This window comes from Pseudomonas sp. S2_A10 (assembly GCF_054668465.1).
In genome coordinates, this window is record NZ_CP162773.1 from 5,755,857 (window position 1) to 5,771,387 (window position 15,531).

The following is a 15,531-nucleotide window of genomic DNA, read 5'->3' on the forward strand; positions in this document are numbered from 1 at the left end:
TTTGAGGGCTTAAGCAGCGATTTTTGCGAAGACGGCGGGCAGGAAGAACGCAGACGGGTTCGAAGCCGCAATGGTGATTGCGTAGAGCGTGCTATTGGTAAAGTCCCACCAGCAATAGAGTTCTCGGGGAATACCGCTGCCGGAAGTCATCGGCATGCCGAAGTTGTTCAGCAGCATGTATTCGTTTTGCGGAAAGTTGAACGGTACCGAGTAGTAGATTCGTGTCAGCCCTTGCGGGGTGGTGTCATATTTGACGTAGTTCCAGTTCTGGAAAGCCCGGCTGAATGTCGCGTTGGGTGTGCCCGAATCAAAAAGCAACTTCCCCGCACCATCCCAGAGACGCATGCCGTATTGCGCCACCGGCTGCGCAGCGAAAGCTGCTACGAAGTAGCGCCCGTTCGGTTGAGCGGTATTTGCGTCATACGCCCGAACATAAAAGCCGACCCAGTTCCCCGCCGACCCGATCAACCGCATCCGGCACAGGCCAGCAACACCGCCAACAGTGTCAGGCCGCACGAACACCAAGGGTGGCTCCTGCGAAGTCACGGGGCGAACGAAATAAGTCGTCGACCCAAGACCTCCCTCTTCCGTGGGAGCAAACCTGCCGGTGGAGATCACCATTAGCCTGGCGAACTCAGAATCGATGACCACTGTGTTGGTGTTGTTGGTGTATTGCAGTCCAAAAGCCATCAACCCCACCTCATTACGATCAACCGCATAGTGCCAGACGACGTGAAGCTGGCGGCATAGGTGCGCGTGTGGTTGTAAACCCGCACCAAGCCGTCGAGGACTTCAGTTTCAAATTGCATTTGCGAATCTGGGTATGCGCCGATGGGAACCACGATTGCCGTCCCGTTGCCCGGCGATATGCCAGGAACCGAGAAATCTTGATTCCCTTTGCTGGCCCCAAGAGCGAACGTGACCAGCGTGGAGAACAGCACCCGAATGGTGAATGAATTCTCATCGACCTGAAGTACGCCATCAGCGCCCCAGATCCTCATTCCATAAGCCATAGTTCACCCCAGATAGCCAAGACGGACACGCAGTACATTGTTTGCGTCGTAGACCGAGACGTTCAGCGAGTTGATCACCAGCCGCCCCTGACCGGGCACGATGCCGTTGATTTCAAGCGTTCCGTCTTTGTTGAGGATCCAGCCTTGTACGCCGGCAATGTAGTTGGTCGAGCTGATGTAACTGCCGATCTTGGCGTTGGTGATCGTACCGTCGGCGATGAACGCCGAATTCATGAACACCTGGCCACCCTGCACCGCAAACGGTACAGAGATCGCTCCGCCCGCAATCGTGTTGACGATCGCGAACCGATCAGCAGCAACCAGGAACTGGCTTTGGAAAACACCATTCACGTTCTCGATGCCAAGGCCGATGCCCGCAGCCACGTACTGACCATTCGCAGTAACCGACATCTTTACCGACCACATAGTTTTCAGGTTGCCGTCGAGATCTGCAAAAGCTTCGGAGGTTTCCTGAATGGCGGATGTGTTGTCTCCGACCGTGGCGGTCAGTTGCGTGATTTTGGTAGCAGTGGCTTCTTCGTTTGTGGCGACCGTCTGTTCCAGCTCAGTCAGATTGGCCGAGTTCTCGCCCACTTCCGCATCAAGCGTTGTGACCCGCTGCGTCAGTGCGCTGTTCTGCGTTGCCCGAACCTTGACCTCTTCGGCAAAGCTGGTCGTGGCATTCCAGCCGCGCAGAGCATCCTGCGCTTCACCCTCGCCATCTTCGTCGCGATAGGAAGCTCGGAGCGCCTGAAACGCTGTTGCCTGGGCAGCGACCACTCCGTCGAGTTCGGTGATATCCGACGAGTTCGTTGCGACCTGCTGAGCCAGGCCATTTGCGGTTTGCACGGTTTGCCCGACGTCAAGCCAGTAAGCAGGGTTCGGCGGCGGCGTATCCTTCGGCACCGGGCCGGTCGCCTGATAGATACGCTTGCCCTGCACCACCAGTTCGTACTCCTCGTAGGTGGCTTCAGCATCGTAGCCTTTCAGCCCGTCGAGCGCATCGATCTGCTCTTGAAGCCCCGGGATCTTGTCGATCTCGTCGAGGATGTCTTGCCCCAGCTCGGTTCGGCCGATCTCGCCCGCGATCATCTCGAGAATGGCTGCTGCGTCCGAACTGGATTGCCCCTGCACGCCAAGCCCAATCGGATACCACGGGCCGATGTTGCCGATCTTGTCGACGATGCGCCCCCAGAAATAGAAGGTCACACCGGCGCGCAGGCCGAGCATGGAGAAATCACTCTGCGGATAGGCCAGGTCTGTCAGCTTGGTCGCAGCTTCCAGATCAGTCGTAGGCCCGTACCAGATTTCCGTGCGCTGGCTGTCCTCGGCACCAGCAGGGAAACCCCACTTGAGATAGATGCCAAACAGCAGCGGCGTGGCAGTCAGGAACGCCAGCGCCGGCGGCAGCCCCTGCTTACCACTGAGATTGGTCAGGATCGAATTACGCCAAATCGACGAGATATCGAACGCGCTGACCGCGCGGACGCGGGCCACGTAGGCACCAGCGTAGATACCGACCACGTCCACGCTGGTCATCCCGGTGCGCTGCAGCTTGATCCAGTTGCCGCTGTCCTTGCGCCACTCAACGTCATAGCCGACCGCGCCATCCACGGCAGGCCAACTGATGGTCATGGTGGCCACGGCCAAACCCTGCACAACCGACGAAGTCGACGACAGCGAAACGCTCGCCGGCGCCGGAACGACGGTGATCGGGATCACGCTGATCGGGCGTTCTTCCAGGCGTGCGCCGGTGTCGATGAAAGCGAACTTGCTCGGCTCAAACTGGAGCGCGCTGATTTCATAGTCGCCCTCGGTGGTGCGCTTGGTGCGCAGCACGCGATACAGCGGGATTGCCAAATCATCGGCGTCGAGCGCCCACTGCAACTGCGCCACCGGCGGTTCGCTGTAGGCGACTGTGACGGTCACGGCGCGGCCGTTGACGCTTTGCACGGTGCGGCCCTCGGCACGTCCGCCCGGCAGGTTGATGATCAGTCGATCGCCGGCCTTGGCCTGGGTATCTCGATCGAGCGTGATAACCCGACCCGCCACCGCCGAGATTCGGCCGCCCACTTCCCGCCCAGCCAGCAGCGAATCCGCCACCGGGATGATATGGCCCGGCAGTGGGATCACGCCTTCCATACCGGTCTTGAAAGAAACGGTGCGGTCTTGGTTGTTGCTGAGGATCGCCCACTTGCCACGGCGCTGGGCCTCAGACGCGCGGGTGCAGCCAATTGCGCTCAGCTCAGTCGGCCGGTCGCCGTAGCGGCGTTGCAGATCCAGGTCGGCGAATGGGATGACGTCGGTGTCGTAGTTGTTCGCCGGGTTGTCGTAGCTGACCAGCGCCCGGGTGTAACGGGTCTTCGCAGATGCACTGCCATAGGAGAACTTGCCGTCGATCACGTTCGACCGAGTGAACACATAGTCGAAGTCCTGCGCGCGCGGCATGTCCGCCTGCATCACCAGCTGGCCCTGCGCCCAGTACGTCATGCCCCGGTAAATCGCCGAGATGTCGCGCAGGAGCGACCAGGCATCAGCCTTGCCCTGCAAGTTCATGTCACAGAGAAAGCGCGGTTCCTGGCCGCCCAGTCCGTTCGGCACCAACTGGTCGCAGTATTGAGCGATGCGGTACAGCTCCCACTTGTCGACCATGAACGGCTTGATGCGCTTGCCCAGGCCGAACCGGTCTTCGGTGCAGATGCCGTAGGTGATCCACGCCGGGTTATTGGTCCAGGCCGATTTCATCGAGCCGTCCCAAGTCCCGGTATAGGTGCGCAGGATTGGGTCGTAGTTGCTCGGCACCATCCAGCGGCGGGCCTTGCACTTCACGGTCACGGCCGGAATGTTGGTGAACTGCTCGGCGTCGAACTCGATGTAGAGCAGCGCGGTATTCGGGTAGCGCAGCTTGGCGTCGATGACTTCGGTATATCCGGCCACCAGCATGGTGTCGGCGATCTTGTTGGTGTTCTGGTTCGGCGTCAGGCGGCGCACACGGATCTGCCACCCGGTGGTGGCGTCCGGTAGATCGATGCGGCGCGAGCGCTCGTAGCGCGTGGTGGTCTTGCCGTCGACTGCGTCCACCAGCACCTGCTGATAGGCGCCGCCGTCGGTGGCGACGTCGATTGCGTACTCGATCCGGTAGCCGCCGACGTTGCCCTGGTCATCCGAGCGTTGCAGCGCCGGCCAGGCCAAGCGCATGCGCACGGCGGAAAGCTGGGTATTGGTGATCGAGCGCACCCACGGCGAATCGCTGCGCAACTCAATGTTCAGCGACGTCTCGTTCTCAACGGACGGAATGCCGGGGATGTACGTCTGATCCACCGAGCCCGGGCGCCAGTCCCACTTCACGTTCGGGAAGTTGTAATTGCCGCTGACATCGCGGATCGGCGTGTTGTCCAGGTAGATGTCGTAATCGGTCGGGACGCTGTCGAACTCCCCCTCGCCCACGGCGATCAGCAGCTTGGCCAGGTTGGTCGAGCGCAGGCTGTCGCTGGCTTCGGTCGGCGACTTCGGCTTGCTGCTGCCGCCCTTCTCGCCGTGGATATCGATCTGTGCTGCTGCGCCCATGCTTTCCTCCAGGCATAAAAAAACCGCCTCGCGGGCGGTCGGTGTGCTGCTGTCCTGATTACACTTTGTCTTCAGCCAGGATCGAGGCTGAGATGATCATCCCGCCCCACCGGCGTTCGCCGATGCAGATCGGTACAGGGTTGCCGCTGGCCGTGGTGTTCTTGGCGCTGCCGAAGGCGTAGGACGGGGAGTTTTCGGGGGATGCGCTTTGCTTCAGGCCTGAGGCCTGCGGGCTGAGCATTTGGATCACGCCGCCGGCGATAAGACCAATCCCGGCCGGGGTCAGGTATGGCGCCGTAAATGGAAGCGCGTAGGATATCGCAAGCAAAACGACACCCACGACAGTCTGCAAAACGCCTGCACGCTTGCTACCCTCAACGACTGGCACGATCCTAATTTCCCGAGTGCCGCCAAGATCCAAATCCGGCTCGCCAACATTTACGCGGTTTCTGAAAACCGCAAAGCGCATGCCCAGGCTGGACAGTCGCTTTATTTCCGATTCGAACCCTTCGATCGTGCAGCCCAATGATTTGAAAGCTTCACGGCTTGAGCCTGAATCGATCTGTTTCAGGTGGGTTCTGCCGAACCTTTTTGCGAGAGAGCCTGAGAGCTTAATGACTGTCATGCCGGATGAATGCGGGTACGCTGCCACTTTTTGTCCACCCATAAAAAACCGCCTTGCGGCGGCTTCAGATTATTTGCATTTCTGGAGCGATTCTCTTAAATCGCCCCTTCCAATTTGTGACCATGCAACTCGCTGATAAAGCTTGGCGACGGAGCCCTTGGGGGCTGCTGTGATATCGAGTACATCATCCGTCTGTTGAGCGAAACCGCTAACGATCCTGTAGCCATTGGCTGTTTCGTTCATGCTCGCGTTCGAGTTGTGCTCCTGCCAAACAGGAAAGACGCACAACGCCAGGGCCTTCGGAACCTTCGTCGACGACACGGTCGCCGACGGGCCCGACGCCATCAAGTCAGATGGTGAAGAACACCCCGCCAACAGCGCTACCGCCAGCGCTCCTACGATCAATTTCATGCAGGTCACTCCTGTGGGAAAGCTGCAAGATATCACCCTGAGAGCTGTGTGGGCATCCAGCGTGGACGAAAGCCCAGTAACAGGACTTGCTCCCATCGTAGTAGCGTTATGCCCTCATTAATTCGCAACGGATAGTGCTGATGGCAATCGTTTCAGATGAGACCGTGAAATATCTCTCGCAAGTGAACAACCCGAGAGAGGAGCACTGGACGCACGTGTATGAGATCGGAGAAACGGTGCCAGTATCGGGAATTTATCGATGCGTTCATTGTGGTGATGAGATCACCTCAAACAAAGGTGACCCGTTTCCGCCTCAGAATAAAATACAGCATCCTTCTCACACTAAAGCGATCCTCTGGCAGTTGGTCGTTTTGACGCAAACCAAAGGCTAAAGGATTTCCCCAGTCCTTTGCCTGCAAGCCCAAGGACTGGGATTGCGCCAATATCGGCGCGTTTATGACCTGGAGGTCAAATGCAAAATGTAGAACACCGCCTGGCTCAACTTGAGCAAGCAGCGAACACGGTATCGGCAGTGACACTGAATGCACTGGGTGCAGTTATCAATGCGACTACAAAGCTTGATTCTGTTGACAGGCAAGCACTCTGGGATGAGCTGGAGTCCTACAAAGCGACTCAGATTCAGGGTGGCAGTCAAGCCAACTATTTGGACATGCTTTCCTTCTTGCAGTCCCGCATCTCCTGATAGCCGATTGGCGTCGACGCACACGGCGTCGACGCGTTGTCTTGCCCGGGTCCAAGTCCAATCCCAGCAACTGCTACACCACCAGACTCGGTGGTCACAAATATAATTTTCATTGCTCTTCTCCAGTGGTCAAACCACATCATATGGTTGGCTGTGCATCTTTGTGCCTGAGAATCAGGCGTGTTCTGTCGAGCCACGGCCCGCCGAAGACAATCACCTCGGACGGTCTTCCGTACAGGTGGTGCAGCAGGAACGGGCCGGGGCCGAACGTGGCGGCATCCTCACCCGGCAGCGCAGGATCAGTGCCGAGAAAGATCCCGGCGTGGTTCGGGTAAACCGTGCGCCCCACTTCCATCACGATCATGTCGCCGCGCTGCGGCTGGTCGACTCGGTAGAAGCCGGCGGCCTCGTAGTTTGCTTCGTACAGGCTGATGTTTTCCTTGCTCTCCCACCAGCCATCCGCGCGCTTGAACGCTTCGAATTCCAGCCCCCACTCGCGCTTGTACCAATCGGCGCACACCTGCCAGCAGTCCCACGCCTCGTGCACAAATGGCCGTTTCAGCAGCGGCACCTCGCCGGTCGGCACGATGGTACGCAGGTCACCTTCCGGCCAGCTCAAGATATGCCAAGGCATCGCGGTCGCTTCGCACATGGCGAGGTCACGCGGGGACGGCCTGCTGGTTGCGTCTGGATGCGAATGAATTATGCCGATTACTTCGCCTTCGTCTTCGGCCGCGGCGTACTGCTCGGGGTCGATTCGGAACTCTTCATTCGGCTCCGTCGAGACATTGATGCAGGGGAAGTATTGTTGCTTGCGTCCGATCGCCAGCAGCAGGCCGCAGCACTCTTTCGGGTACTCGGCCGCCGCGTGCGCCTGGATCGCATTCAAGATGTGCTTTCGCATGTCAGCTCCTTGCGATCAGGGAAACGGCGGGAAAGCCACCAAACGGCAGCGGGTTTCCTTCTCCGAAGCGCGGGGTGCAGCCCTTGCCCAACGTGGCGTCGCACTGGTCGAGTTCAGGATTGTCGGTAATGACGCCGTCCTTCGTGACGTACGGCCCGGTGTAGCCACAGTTCGGCCCGCGATATCCGCCGGTGAGACACCAGTGGCAAAGGGTTGTGGCTTGGCGGCCGATCGACTCATTGCCGACGTCGCCCGGACTCGCCAACTCCCAACTGACCGTTTCGCCGTCCTCGTTCGTTTTCTGGTCGATATACCAGACCTCGATCGTCTCTTGGGTTGGGTCAGCCGTTGGATTGCCAGCCGGGAAGTTCGCGGCGTCGAGATATGTGCCCAGCGTGTGCCGCATCGTCAGCTTGAACTCGAGCAGATCTTCGAACGCCAGACATAGCGCGGTGATGCGCCCGTTTACGTTGCCCACCGACAATGTCGGCCGGACCGCCGTGCCGTCGCCGTTCGCCTCGATGCCGTCGATCTGCATTGGCCAGGCGCTGTACTCGTTGCCCTGCCAGTAAATGGCCTTCGCCGGCAGTTGGTCGGCATCGGCGCCGGCGGCGATCAGCTCGGCCGGCGTGTGCGGTATCGCGTGCCCGTGGAAGCGCAGCACGTCCGCCCCGTAGTCCGTGCCGTCCAATTCAAAGAGCAGCACTTCGCTGCCAGGCTCAAGCACCTGGATGTCACTGATCAGCGGCATGGTTGCCCCTTATGGATGGAATGCCCGCTCGAACGTGGCGGTGAGTTTGAAAACGCCGCCGCCCACCGGAGTGGGCACGGGGTTCTTGCATGTGAACAGGCCAAGCTGGCCCAAGGGAGTCGTCCAAAGGAAGGCTTTTGCGCCGGCGTGCCGGTCGAGGAAGGCCATGATCTCCAGTACCTTGGCTTGAGGGCCGCTGTAGGTGATCGGGTACGCGTCTTCCTTGTTGTTCGGCCCGTCGCCAACATCCTGTTTGTAGCCGCCGCCAAACTGCGAGGTGCGCACCCGATACAAGATCTCGGGCGCGTCACCGTGCTGGGTTGGCCAGGTGAATGTTTCGATGGCCATCAGCCCCTCCCGTTCGTCAGTTTCCAGATTGATCCGCCGGGTTGCAGCGCTCGGGCGATCGCGGTTTCAGCTTCGGCTTTCGCCGCCTGCTGAATGCCTTTGCCAAGCTGCGTCGTGTCTTCTGCGCTGGCCGCGCCGCCATTGCCCTGGGTTTGCACCGATACCGCGACGGGGAAGTTGTAGACGTTGCCGCCCGCACTCCCGCCGCCGCTGATTGCGCGCACGCCCAGTTGGCCGCCGGCCGTGCGGGTCAGTGGCATGATTGCCTCTGGCCCCGCCTCGCCCATGACGCCAGCCTGCCCGCCTGCCATTCCGAACGCTGTTGGCTTGCTCACGATGGAGTTGGTGAACGCTGCACCATTGGCGAACATCTGAACGCCGCCAGACCACGCGCCACCATTTGCTTGGACGCTGCCCGGCGTGAAGCCAGACAGGTCACCGCTGTAGCCGGCCGCAGTAGAGCCCGCTGACGTAGCCGCGCCGCCACCGAAGTAGCTTGCGCCAGCGCCAACCAGACTGCTCAGCAACGCTGAACTGGCCTGACGGGTCGCGATTCGCGCCATGTCCGCCAGAATCGACTTGGTGAAGTCAGCAAACGACAGCTTCCCGGTCATGGCGAAGTTGACGACTGCGTCTTCCATCGAGCTGAAGGCATTGCTGAACAGGTCTCGAGTCTGGCCGGCGATGTTGCGCGCGCTCTCCAGGTAGTTGCTGAACGCCGAGGTAGCACCGTTGCGCCAATCGCTCTGCGCGGCCGACATCTGCTCGTAGTTGCTGAGCACTGTTTCGCTCAGGTCCGTTTCGCTTCTGTTGATCGCGTCGAGCTTGGCCTGGTACTCCTCGGCGCTCATGTTGCGTGCCTTGTCGGCCCGGTCGCGCGCTAGGTCCAGACGTTGCTGGTTGGCTCGATCGGCAATGCCGTTCAGTTCGCCATTGATGGCGTTCTCGCGGTCGCCACGGCCCACGCCATCCGCTGCACGGCCTCCAGCGCGCCGCAGGGCGACGTTCTGCTGGTCGAGGGCGTCGGTGTAGACCTTGATCGCCTGCGCCTGCTTGGCGAGCCGGCCCTGCTCGTTCGTCGCGATGACTTCGAGCTCGCTGTCGGCTTCCTTCTGAGCCTTGACCATGTTGGCCCTGGCATCAGCGATCTTTTGATCGAGCTGGATACGTTGCGCTGCCGAGGTGCTGGCCTTGCCTTTCGCCGCCTCCAACGAACTGATTTCAGCCTGATACGCGGCGGTTACCTCGTCGCGCTCGTTGCCGATCAGTGCCTGGCGCTTGAGCAGGTAATCTTCCTGCGTGACCAGTCCGGCCTTCTGGGCGGCTTCCAGTTCCTTCTGGGCGTTTTTGTATTCGCCGAGGATCAGCGAGAGCTGGTTTTTCGAGTCGTTGAACTCGGTCAGGTTTACCGGCGATGTCGCAGCTTTCGGATCCTTGTTCTTGTCGCGGATGTTCTGAATCGTCCTCGAAACAACCGCTTCCTGAACCAGCGGATCGTTCGGGTTCGCCTTACGCAGCGCCTCTACGTCTCGCTTGTACTCCTTGATCAGCTTGTTGCGCTTTTCCTCGTTGGTGAGGTTGGAGTCGCTGATTGCCTTGAGTCGCAAGCTTGCGTCGATACCGTCGCGCTCGGTTTTGGCCCGGTCAGCGTCTGCCTTGGCGCCGGCGGTGATTTCCTCTTTGCGCCTTTGGAGCAGGACGATCTGCTGCTCAAGGAACTTGGTTGACTGGCTATCGGCGCCCAGTTCGTCGCCGAAAAACGACGAGAGAAAGCCCCCCGACTTACGCCCATCAAGGACTTTCTGGTAGTTGGCGATCTGCGAATCGATGGATTGGGTTCTACCCACATCCAGAGTCGCGTCCAGCGCGCCGGCCGCTGCGGCTTTGATCTTCTGCCAAGCGCCCTCAATCAGGCCGAGATTCGCCGTCACCTCGCCGGTTCGATTTTTGATCGTATCGGCATAGGTGTCGGTGAGCAGCTTTGCTGCCCCGATGGTGTCGCCCTGCTCTTTCAGCGCCACGATCTGCGAATAGACCGAGGCAGTGAGGAAGTTGTACTGGTCGTTGAGTTCCTTGGCTGCGGCTACCGGGTCCTTGGCAATCTTCGCGAACTCGGCAATCGTTTCGTCGATAGCTTTGCCGGTGGCCTTTTCCATCTGTAGAGCAGCTTCGGTGATCTCTTCGAAGCTGCCGCTGGCGATCTTGCCGTTGCCTGCCAGCTTGGCCAGCACCTCGGCAGCAGCACCAGTAGTGCCGACGGTTGCGCTTACCTGCTCAGCCATCGATGCCAGCTGAGTGGCGCTAGTGCCGGCGGAGTTGCCGGTGAAGATGATCGCCTTGTTGTACTCGTCGGCCTCCTGGCTGCCCTTGTAATAGGCCAGCGTCAGCGCGCCAACGGCCGCAGCAGCGACAGTGAACGGGTTGATCAAGCCGAGCACGTAACCGCCCAGTGCTTTCGCAGCCGGGCCGATGCCGCCAAACATATCTTTGAGCTGTCCGCCCTGTTGGAGCAGCACAGTCAGCGGAGCCTGGCCCCCTTGCAGCGACACCGCGATATCGGTGAACTGCGCCGGCACGCCACGAAGCGCAGCTGCCGTCTGTTTGGCGGTGTTGCCAGTGCGAGTCAGGCTGTCGTCAAAGCGGGACAGATTCGCCCGAGACTGGTCGATCTTCGACTGGTATTCGCTGAAGGTCGACGCATCAAGCGCGCCGAGTTTCTTCTGCTTCGCCAGCTTGTTCTCGAGTTCGTCCAGCCGGCCGAGCGCCTTGACGGTAGGATCGATCTCGCCGAGCAGATCGCTCAGCTCATCCTTCTGCTTCTTGATCGAAGCTGTTGCCTTGTCGGCGCCTTTGGAGACGCCCTCCGCCGCCTTCTCGGCCCGTGCACCTGCCGCCGTAAGCTTGTCGAGGTCGGAGCTCGCCTGCGCAGCATCGGTCGAATCGACCTTGATGCCGAGTTCAGCAATAGAAGTCATGCGGGCTCCGTTATTTCGATTCGCTCATCACGAGCATGGCTTCTGCTTCCATGACACGTATGTCGTGGAAGACTTCAGGAATTTCGCGCCGCTTCATGCCCAGCATCGAGGCCACCGGCGGCAAGGCGTTGTAGTCCAGTCCGGTAGCCCCGCCCATGCCTACGCGCCACTGCGTGGACATCGCTTCGAACAGCAGGAAGGCCGGCCAGTTGTCTGGCCAGATCTCGTACTCTTCTTCAGGGATGTCGGCGAGCGTCATGCCGAATGCTGCCAAATCAGCTTCGGACGGCCCGGGCTCGTACAGGACACGGGCGGCGCCGGTCAGTTTCCCAGGCGGGCGGGTTGATAGGCGCTCTGGTACGCGGAAAGCACAGCCTGAGGAGCGCCAATGCAGGTGGTGACCAACGCCGTCAGCGACTCATCCGAGAGTTTCTCGTCGAAGCCCCAGCCCTCGATGATGTCCTTGAGCTGGCCGACCTGCAGCGCGATTTCGGCGCCTGTCGCTTCCTGCCAGTTCAGCTCGTCTTCCTGCACCTTCTTGGCATGCTCGTCGCGCGCCGCATTCCACTTATCGAAATGCGCGGCCAGCGCCAGTCGATCCATGTACTTGAACTCGAATTCAACACTGACCGGATCAGCGCCGACGCGCGGGATCGAGACCTTCGCCTTGAAGGTCGGGTTCTGGGAGATCTTGATCTTGGCCATGGGTTACACCGCCGCCGCGTAACGAGTTGGACGGGAGGCCAGCGACAGGGTGATGGTGCGGGTCATAATGTTGTTGCGGTCGAGTGTTGGGGTGGCAGTGATGGAGACGTATGCGTTGTAATAAATCACCGAGCCGTTCGGCAGCGTCAAACGCAGTACGCGAGGCGCTCGATCATCGTCGGCCGCTTCAACAGCCGCCACGTACGGCAAGCTTGGGTCGTCCGCCACGGTGATACTCATGCTCATCGGCGACTTGGTGGTCGGCAGTTGGCGGTCGTCGGATTCTTCAAGGAAGCCGAAGGTTGTGAATTGCTGCTCGCCGCCCGCACTGGTGCTGCCGGTGATCTGACTGATTTGTGCCCAGCCACTCGCCGCACGAACCGAACCCGCGCCTGCACCAGCCGTGTACACGACGGTATTGGTGGTGTTGATGCCTTCCAGCTCGAAAGTACCTACGTCGGATTCGGCCACGCGGGCGACCTTATCGTTCAGGCGGGTCCAACCGGAGTTCACGACGATAACGTCGCCGTCGGTAAGGCCGTGCGCGGCGGCCGTAGCAACCGCCGGATTCGCGTTGCTGATGGCAGTTACAGGCTTCAGCGCGCTGAAAGTCGCTGCGATTTCGAGAATGGAGCCGTTGGGGAGAATGGCGCTCATTGAGAATGTTCCTCTGTGCAGAAATGACAAAACCCGCTCGGTGGCGGGTTCTGGGTTTGCCCAACGGGCGGATTAGTTGGTGTCTGATCGGTATTGGAAAGAGGCCGATACCGTGAAGGTGTTGCCGTCTGGTACTCCCGGCCCGGGCGCTACCGGCGTCATCACCAGCGCTACAAGCCCAGCGCGGGGAATACGCAGATTGAGCGGGAACAGCGCCGCCAGTTCATCAACAATACCGCTCGCCTCGGTGCGGTACTTGCCGGAGGCCGTCACAATGTTGACCTGAAATACACCGGTGTAGACCCGGTGATCGCCGCTCAGCGTATTGCTGCCCGTGACCGCTGGCAGAGTGAAGGCTCGCAGGTACGTCTCGCCCGTCGCTGGTGTGAAGGTTTCGTTCTCGACCACAACCTTGATCGGCTTGGCGCGAGCCTTGGCCCAAGTCAGCAGGCGCGACTCGAAGGCCGCAGCAATGATGTTGTGGCTCATACCTGGTTGTTCCTGATGGCTTCGAGCACGATCTGCTGGAAGCGAGCCAGAGTTATCTGCACCATGCCGGCCGGGGCCTTGGCAGAGTGCCCATATTCCAGTGGAATCGCATACGGCAGGTTATTCAGGATGTACGCCGCCTGCCCCGCCGTAAGGTCGCTGGCAGAAGCAATCAGTGAGGCGATCGCGTCCTGACCAGTCGGATCAACCTCGTCGAAGGTGACGCTCTCGATGTTGTCGATCGATAGATGCCAGTTGCCTTTGAAGAGCCCGGTATCGACAGGCGAGAGCCGGATAACAGAGGTGCCCAGCTCTATCACGACCTCGCGAAACACCTCGTCGATTGCTTCTTTCGCCTGCTCGGCGAATTGCGCCAGGCTTTCAGCAAAGCTCCCCTGCTGGCCGCCGTAGCGGCTGGTCATGTGATTCGCCATTACTTGCGCACCTGAAGCTCGAAGCCGACCGCGAGACCGGCGAAGTTCCACGGAGCAACGGCTATCACCGTGTACACCGTGCCGTCGAATGTGATCTTGTCGTTGCTCTGCGGTGCCGGCATGTCTTCGCCAGTCAATTGAACCGGCGACACCAGCAACTTCACGTCGCCGCGAACGATCAGCGTCCCATCGATATACTGGTTGTCGTACTCCTCGCGGAAGCCGGAGCCGTTCACGACCAGCTCGCTGGGTGCAGTCGGCGCGTCTGGGTCGTATTCGCCGAGGATGTCGCGGCGCAAGACCAGTTCGAGCCCTTTCCCGCCCTTGCTGCGCGGCGCGAGCATGCGGGTTGCCGTAGCCTTGGCGCGGTCATAAATGTCTGGCATCACTTCCGCCTTATCTTGTATATCGCTGAGCATCGACAGTTGGCGCGCTCACTCCAGCCAGCACCCAGTGCAGAATCGCCCGGGTAACGAAGCAGCGCGCCGTTCGGGCTTTGAAAAGGCTGATCCTTCTGCACTTCCTGCCCGCCCATGACCGAATGCGCGTGCCGGACCTTCTTGTCGGCCCGATCGCGCCATGTCTTGGTCACTGAATCGCGATCAAGCCCCTGAGCAATCAACTGCTCGTAAACCTGATCCCGACCGGCGCCGAAGGATTCCAGCGCCTCAGCCTTGGAAAGCATCTCGGCGTAGGTCTTCATCAGCCGATCAGCATACCGGCCAGCGATCTTGTCGACGTCAGCTTGGGCAACAGGCTTGCCTGCGCTGATGGCGCGATTCACGATGCCATCGAAGCGGCGATCCCGACGCTTGCGCTGCAAATAGTTGCGCATCTCGTCGGGGTTTCCGCTCAGCAGCTGCTGGCGGGCATTGATGACGTATTGCGCGTAGTTGCCGGGTAGGCCAATCACGCCGCCTGAACGGGATCCTGTTTGTGCGCTTACTCGTCCAAGTAAATCGAGCGCCGCCTGCCGTGGGCTTCGGGTCATTGGCGTGGCGCCTACTTCGACCTGCAGCGACGGCGTAGCAACAGCGCGACTGCGCGAACCCATGACTGCCCTGATCGCCTCGCGCACGTTCACATCGGCGTCGCGTCGAATCTCGGCGGCCTTTTCCACCAGCCACTGCTCTGGCTCAGGCTTGCGGACGTCGAATTCAAATCGCCCCAGATCTTTCGGGATCGCGATCGCCTTGATCTCAAACTTGGCGCCTGCGAGGTACACATTTCGAGCCAGCTCGAGGAAAGCCGCCAGCGCGCCCAGGCTCAGCAGCGCTGCCAGCCCGTTTTCGTCCTCTTCGGCTATCAGCCGCTCAACTTCAGCCACCTTTGCCGCGCCTACCACCAGCTTGATCTGGTCCAGGTAGGCCTTCTGCATCGCAGGCTCCATTCCCTCGATGGCCTGGATGATCTGCGCCTGGGTCATACCACGAACACCGCAGGCAGCGTGTAGCGAGCTACCAGCACAGGAGCGATCATCTCGTCGATGATGCTGATCACCGGCCTGACCGACGCCGCCCCATCTGCGCCCGCCGCAACCGAGAATTCCTCCTCGACGGGGCCGACCTTCTGGCGCTTCACAGTGGACGCCGCCACGAAGTCGGGACTCAGGCTGCCCGGTTCGACCAGTTCACGCAGTGCGGCTTCGTACGTTGCCTGCTCAACCTCAACCGGCACTTGATCGGATGGGATTGCATGCCCCTCGTAATCCTCAGCGCCGGTGCGCGGCCATTCCCTGGCTTGCCCTCTGCCCTCGGTCTTCACGCCGGGGAACAATGACTGCCACACACCAGAAGCCAGCAGCTTCCGGTAGCGACCGTCGATGTAGACCGATGCCCGGATCAGCGCGGCCTGCTTCGCCACGTCATCGCCGGTCCACGCGGCATTCGCGCGCGCAGCGTGATAGGCGTCGGCAGCTGCGACGGTTCCGTAAAAGTCTGGCATCGGGA

At 60.4% G+C, this 15,531-nt stretch carries 19 protein-coding genes; 2 read left to right on the forward strand and 17 right to left on the reverse strand.

The genetic code is table 11. The annotated features are described in order from the left end of the window. Positions 1-9: 9 nt before the first annotated feature. Genes AB4N41_RS25805 through AB4N41_RS25825 form a run of 5 tightly spaced genes read right to left on the reverse strand, consistent with a single transcriptional unit; the run spans position 10 to position 5,616 of the window. Positions 10-690, reverse strand: coding sequence for a hypothetical protein (locus AB4N41_RS25805; RefSeq protein ID WP_460138201.1), 681 nt, complete (start codon positions 688-690; stop codon positions 10-12). Beyond that, positions 690-1,001 (reverse strand): hypothetical protein, encoded by a 312-nt coding sequence (locus tag AB4N41_RS25810; protein ID WP_217850482.1) that lies wholly within the window; start codon positions 999-1,001, stop codon positions 690-692. Before AB4N41_RS25810 ends, AB4N41_RS25805 begins: the two co-directional genes overlap by 1 nt. 15 nt (positions 1,002-1,016) lie before the next feature. Then, positions 1,017-4,580: a TipJ family phage tail tip protein gene (locus tag AB4N41_RS25815; RefSeq protein WP_460138202.1), complete on the reverse strand. Its 3,564-nt coding sequence runs from the start codon at positions 4,578-4,580 to the stop codon at positions 1,017-1,019. A 58-nt stretch (positions 4,581-4,638) separates the two neighbouring features. After that, a complete protein-coding gene (locus AB4N41_RS25820; RefSeq protein WP_150635453.1) occupies positions 4,639-5,247 on the reverse strand; it encodes a tail assembly protein in 609 nt (202 codons plus the stop codon). 27 nt (positions 5,248-5,274) lie between these two features. Beyond that, a complete protein-coding gene (locus AB4N41_RS25825) occupies positions 5,275-5,616 on the reverse strand; it encodes a hypothetical protein (protein ID WP_460138203.1) in 342 nt (113 codons plus the stop codon). Positions 5,617-5,756: 140 nt separating this feature from the next. On the opposite strand from AB4N41_RS25825, the gene AB4N41_RS25830 reads away from it, so the two are divergent. Further along, a complete protein-coding gene (locus AB4N41_RS25830) occupies positions 5,757-6,008 on the forward strand; it encodes a protein L (RefSeq protein WP_460138204.1) in 252 nt (83 codons plus the stop codon). Positions 6,009-6,088: 80 nt separating this feature from the next. Continuing rightward, the gene (locus AB4N41_RS25835; RefSeq protein ID WP_460137928.1) at positions 6,089-6,319 is read left to right on the forward strand and encodes a hypothetical protein; all 231 of its coding nucleotides are present in this window, start codon (positions 6,089-6,091) and stop codon (positions 6,317-6,319) included. Positions 6,320-6,458: 139 nt separating this feature from the next. On the opposite strand, the gene AB4N41_RS25840 is transcribed toward AB4N41_RS25835, so the two are convergent. The 12 genes from AB4N41_RS25840 to AB4N41_RS25895 all read right to left on the reverse strand — a co-directional run bounded on the left by AB4N41_RS25840 (position 6,459) and on the right by AB4N41_RS25895 (position 15,526). After that, positions 6,459-7,223, reverse strand: a complete 765-nt coding sequence (locus AB4N41_RS25840; RefSeq protein WP_460138205.1) for a C40 family peptidase — start codon at positions 7,221-7,223, stop codon at positions 6,459-6,461. A gap of 1 nt (position 7,224) precedes the next feature. Continuing rightward, a complete protein-coding gene (locus AB4N41_RS25845) occupies positions 7,225-7,974 on the reverse strand; it encodes a phage minor tail protein L (protein ID WP_460138206.1) in 750 nt (249 codons plus the stop codon). Between the two features lie 9 nt (positions 7,975-7,983). Further along, positions 7,984-8,322: a phage tail protein gene (locus AB4N41_RS25850; protein ID WP_252877565.1), complete on the reverse strand. Its 339-nt coding sequence runs from the start codon at positions 8,320-8,322 to the stop codon at positions 7,984-7,986. Next, a complete protein-coding gene (locus AB4N41_RS25855) occupies positions 8,322-11,297 on the reverse strand; it encodes a phage tail tape measure protein (RefSeq protein WP_460138207.1) in 2,976 nt (991 codons plus the stop codon). Before AB4N41_RS25855 ends, AB4N41_RS25850 begins: the two co-directional genes overlap by 1 nt. Positions 11,298-11,307: 10 nt before the next feature. Next, entirely contained in the window at positions 11,308-11,556 is a 249-nt protein-coding gene (locus tag AB4N41_RS25860; RefSeq protein WP_460138208.1) for a DUF1799 domain-containing protein, read from the reverse strand. Between the two features lie 62 nt (positions 11,557-11,618). Continuing rightward, complete coding sequence (locus tag AB4N41_RS25865) at positions 11,619-12,002, reverse strand: phage tail assembly chaperone (protein WP_460138209.1); 384 nt, start codon at positions 12,000-12,002, stop codon at positions 11,619-11,621. 3 nt (positions 12,003-12,005) lie between these two features. Then, positions 12,006-12,659: a phage tail protein gene (locus AB4N41_RS25870; RefSeq protein ID WP_252877562.1), complete on the reverse strand. Its 654-nt coding sequence runs from the start codon at positions 12,657-12,659 to the stop codon at positions 12,006-12,008. A gap of 72 nt (positions 12,660-12,731) precedes the next feature. Continuing rightward, positions 12,732-13,148, reverse strand: coding sequence for a phage tail terminator-like protein (locus AB4N41_RS25875; RefSeq protein ID WP_460138210.1), 417 nt, complete (start codon positions 13,146-13,148; stop codon positions 12,732-12,734). Next, complete coding sequence (locus tag AB4N41_RS25880) at positions 13,145-13,570, reverse strand: HK97 gp10 family phage protein (protein ID WP_460138211.1); 426 nt, start codon at positions 13,568-13,570, stop codon at positions 13,145-13,147. The genes AB4N41_RS25875 and AB4N41_RS25880 overlap by 4 nt, the downstream gene beginning before the upstream one ends. Positions 13,571-13,581: 11 nt before the next feature. Beyond that, positions 13,582-13,968, reverse strand: coding sequence for a hypothetical protein (locus tag AB4N41_RS25885; protein ID WP_460138212.1), 387 nt, complete (start codon positions 13,966-13,968; stop codon positions 13,582-13,584). Then, entirely contained in the window at positions 13,968-15,008 is a 1,041-nt protein-coding gene (locus AB4N41_RS25890) for a structural protein (protein ID WP_460138213.1), read from the reverse strand. The genes AB4N41_RS25885 and AB4N41_RS25890 overlap by 1 nt, the downstream gene beginning before the upstream one ends. Beyond that, entirely contained in the window at positions 15,005-15,526 is a 522-nt protein-coding gene (locus AB4N41_RS25895; protein WP_460138214.1) for a DnaT-like ssDNA-binding protein, read from the reverse strand. Before AB4N41_RS25895 ends, AB4N41_RS25890 begins: the two co-directional genes overlap by 4 nt. Between the last annotated feature and the right edge of the window lie 5 nt (positions 15,527-15,531).

Excerpts from the sequence above, each read along its gene's own strand:
- AB4N41_RS25805 (WP_460138201.1), bottom strand. The coding sequence starts at position 690 with ATGGCTTTTGGACTGCAATACACCAACAACACCAACACAGTGGTCATC.
- AB4N41_RS25810 (WP_217850482.1), bottom strand. The coding sequence starts at position 1,001 with ATGAGGATCTGGGGCGCTGATGGCGTACTTCAGGTCGATGAGAATTCA.
- AB4N41_RS25815 (WP_460138202.1), bottom strand. The coding sequence starts at position 4,580 with ATGGGCGCAGCAGCACAGATCGATATCCACGGCGAGAAGGGCGGCAGC.
- AB4N41_RS25820 (WP_150635453.1), bottom strand. The coding sequence starts at position 5,247 with ATGGGTGGACAAAAAGTGGCAGCGTACCCGCATTCATCCGGCATGACA.
- AB4N41_RS25825 (WP_460138203.1), bottom strand. The coding sequence starts at position 5,616 with ATGAAATTGATCGTAGGAGCGCTGGCGGTAGCGCTGTTGGCGGGGTGT.
- AB4N41_RS25830 (WP_460138204.1), top strand. The coding sequence starts at position 5,757 with ATGGCAATCGTTTCAGATGAGACCGTGAAATATCTCTCGCAAGTGAAC.
- AB4N41_RS25835 (WP_460137928.1), top strand. The coding sequence starts at position 6,089 with ATGCAAAATGTAGAACACCGCCTGGCTCAACTTGAGCAAGCAGCGAAC.
- AB4N41_RS25840 (WP_460138205.1), bottom strand. The coding sequence starts at position 7,223 with ATGCGAAAGCACATCTTGAATGCGATCCAGGCGCACGCGGCGGCCGAG.
- AB4N41_RS25845 (WP_460138206.1), bottom strand. The coding sequence starts at position 7,974 with ATGCCGCTGATCAGTGACATCCAGGTGCTTGAGCCTGGCAGCGAAGTG.
- AB4N41_RS25850 (WP_252877565.1), bottom strand. The coding sequence starts at position 8,322 with ATGGCCATCGAAACATTCACCTGGCCAACCCAGCACGGTGACGCGCCC.
- AB4N41_RS25855 (WP_460138207.1), bottom strand. The coding sequence starts at position 11,297 with ATGACTTCTATTGCTGAACTCGGCATCAAGGTCGATTCGACCGATGCT.
- AB4N41_RS25860 (WP_460138208.1), bottom strand. The coding sequence starts at position 11,556 with ATGACGCTCGCCGACATCCCTGAAGAAGAGTACGAGATCTGGCCAGAC.
- AB4N41_RS25865 (WP_460138209.1), bottom strand. The coding sequence starts at position 12,002 with ATGGCCAAGATCAAGATCTCCCAGAACCCGACCTTCAAGGCGAAGGTC.
- AB4N41_RS25870 (WP_252877562.1), bottom strand. The coding sequence starts at position 12,659 with ATGAGCGCCATTCTCCCCAACGGCTCCATTCTCGAAATCGCAGCGACT.
- AB4N41_RS25875 (WP_460138210.1), bottom strand. The coding sequence starts at position 13,148 with ATGAGCCACAACATCATTGCTGCGGCCTTCGAGTCGCGCCTGCTGACT.
- AB4N41_RS25880 (WP_460138211.1), bottom strand. The coding sequence starts at position 13,570 with ATGACCAGCCGCTACGGCGGCCAGCAGGGGAGCTTTGCTGAAAGCCTG.
- AB4N41_RS25885 (WP_460138212.1), bottom strand. The coding sequence starts at position 13,968 with ATGCCAGACATTTATGACCGCGCCAAGGCTACGGCAACCCGCATGCTC.
- AB4N41_RS25890 (WP_460138213.1), bottom strand. The coding sequence starts at position 15,008 with ATGACCCAGGCGCAGATCATCCAGGCCATCGAGGGAATGGAGCCTGCG.
- AB4N41_RS25895 (WP_460138214.1), bottom strand. The coding sequence starts at position 15,526 with ATGCCAGACTTTTACGGAACCGTCGCAGCTGCCGACGCCTATCACGCT.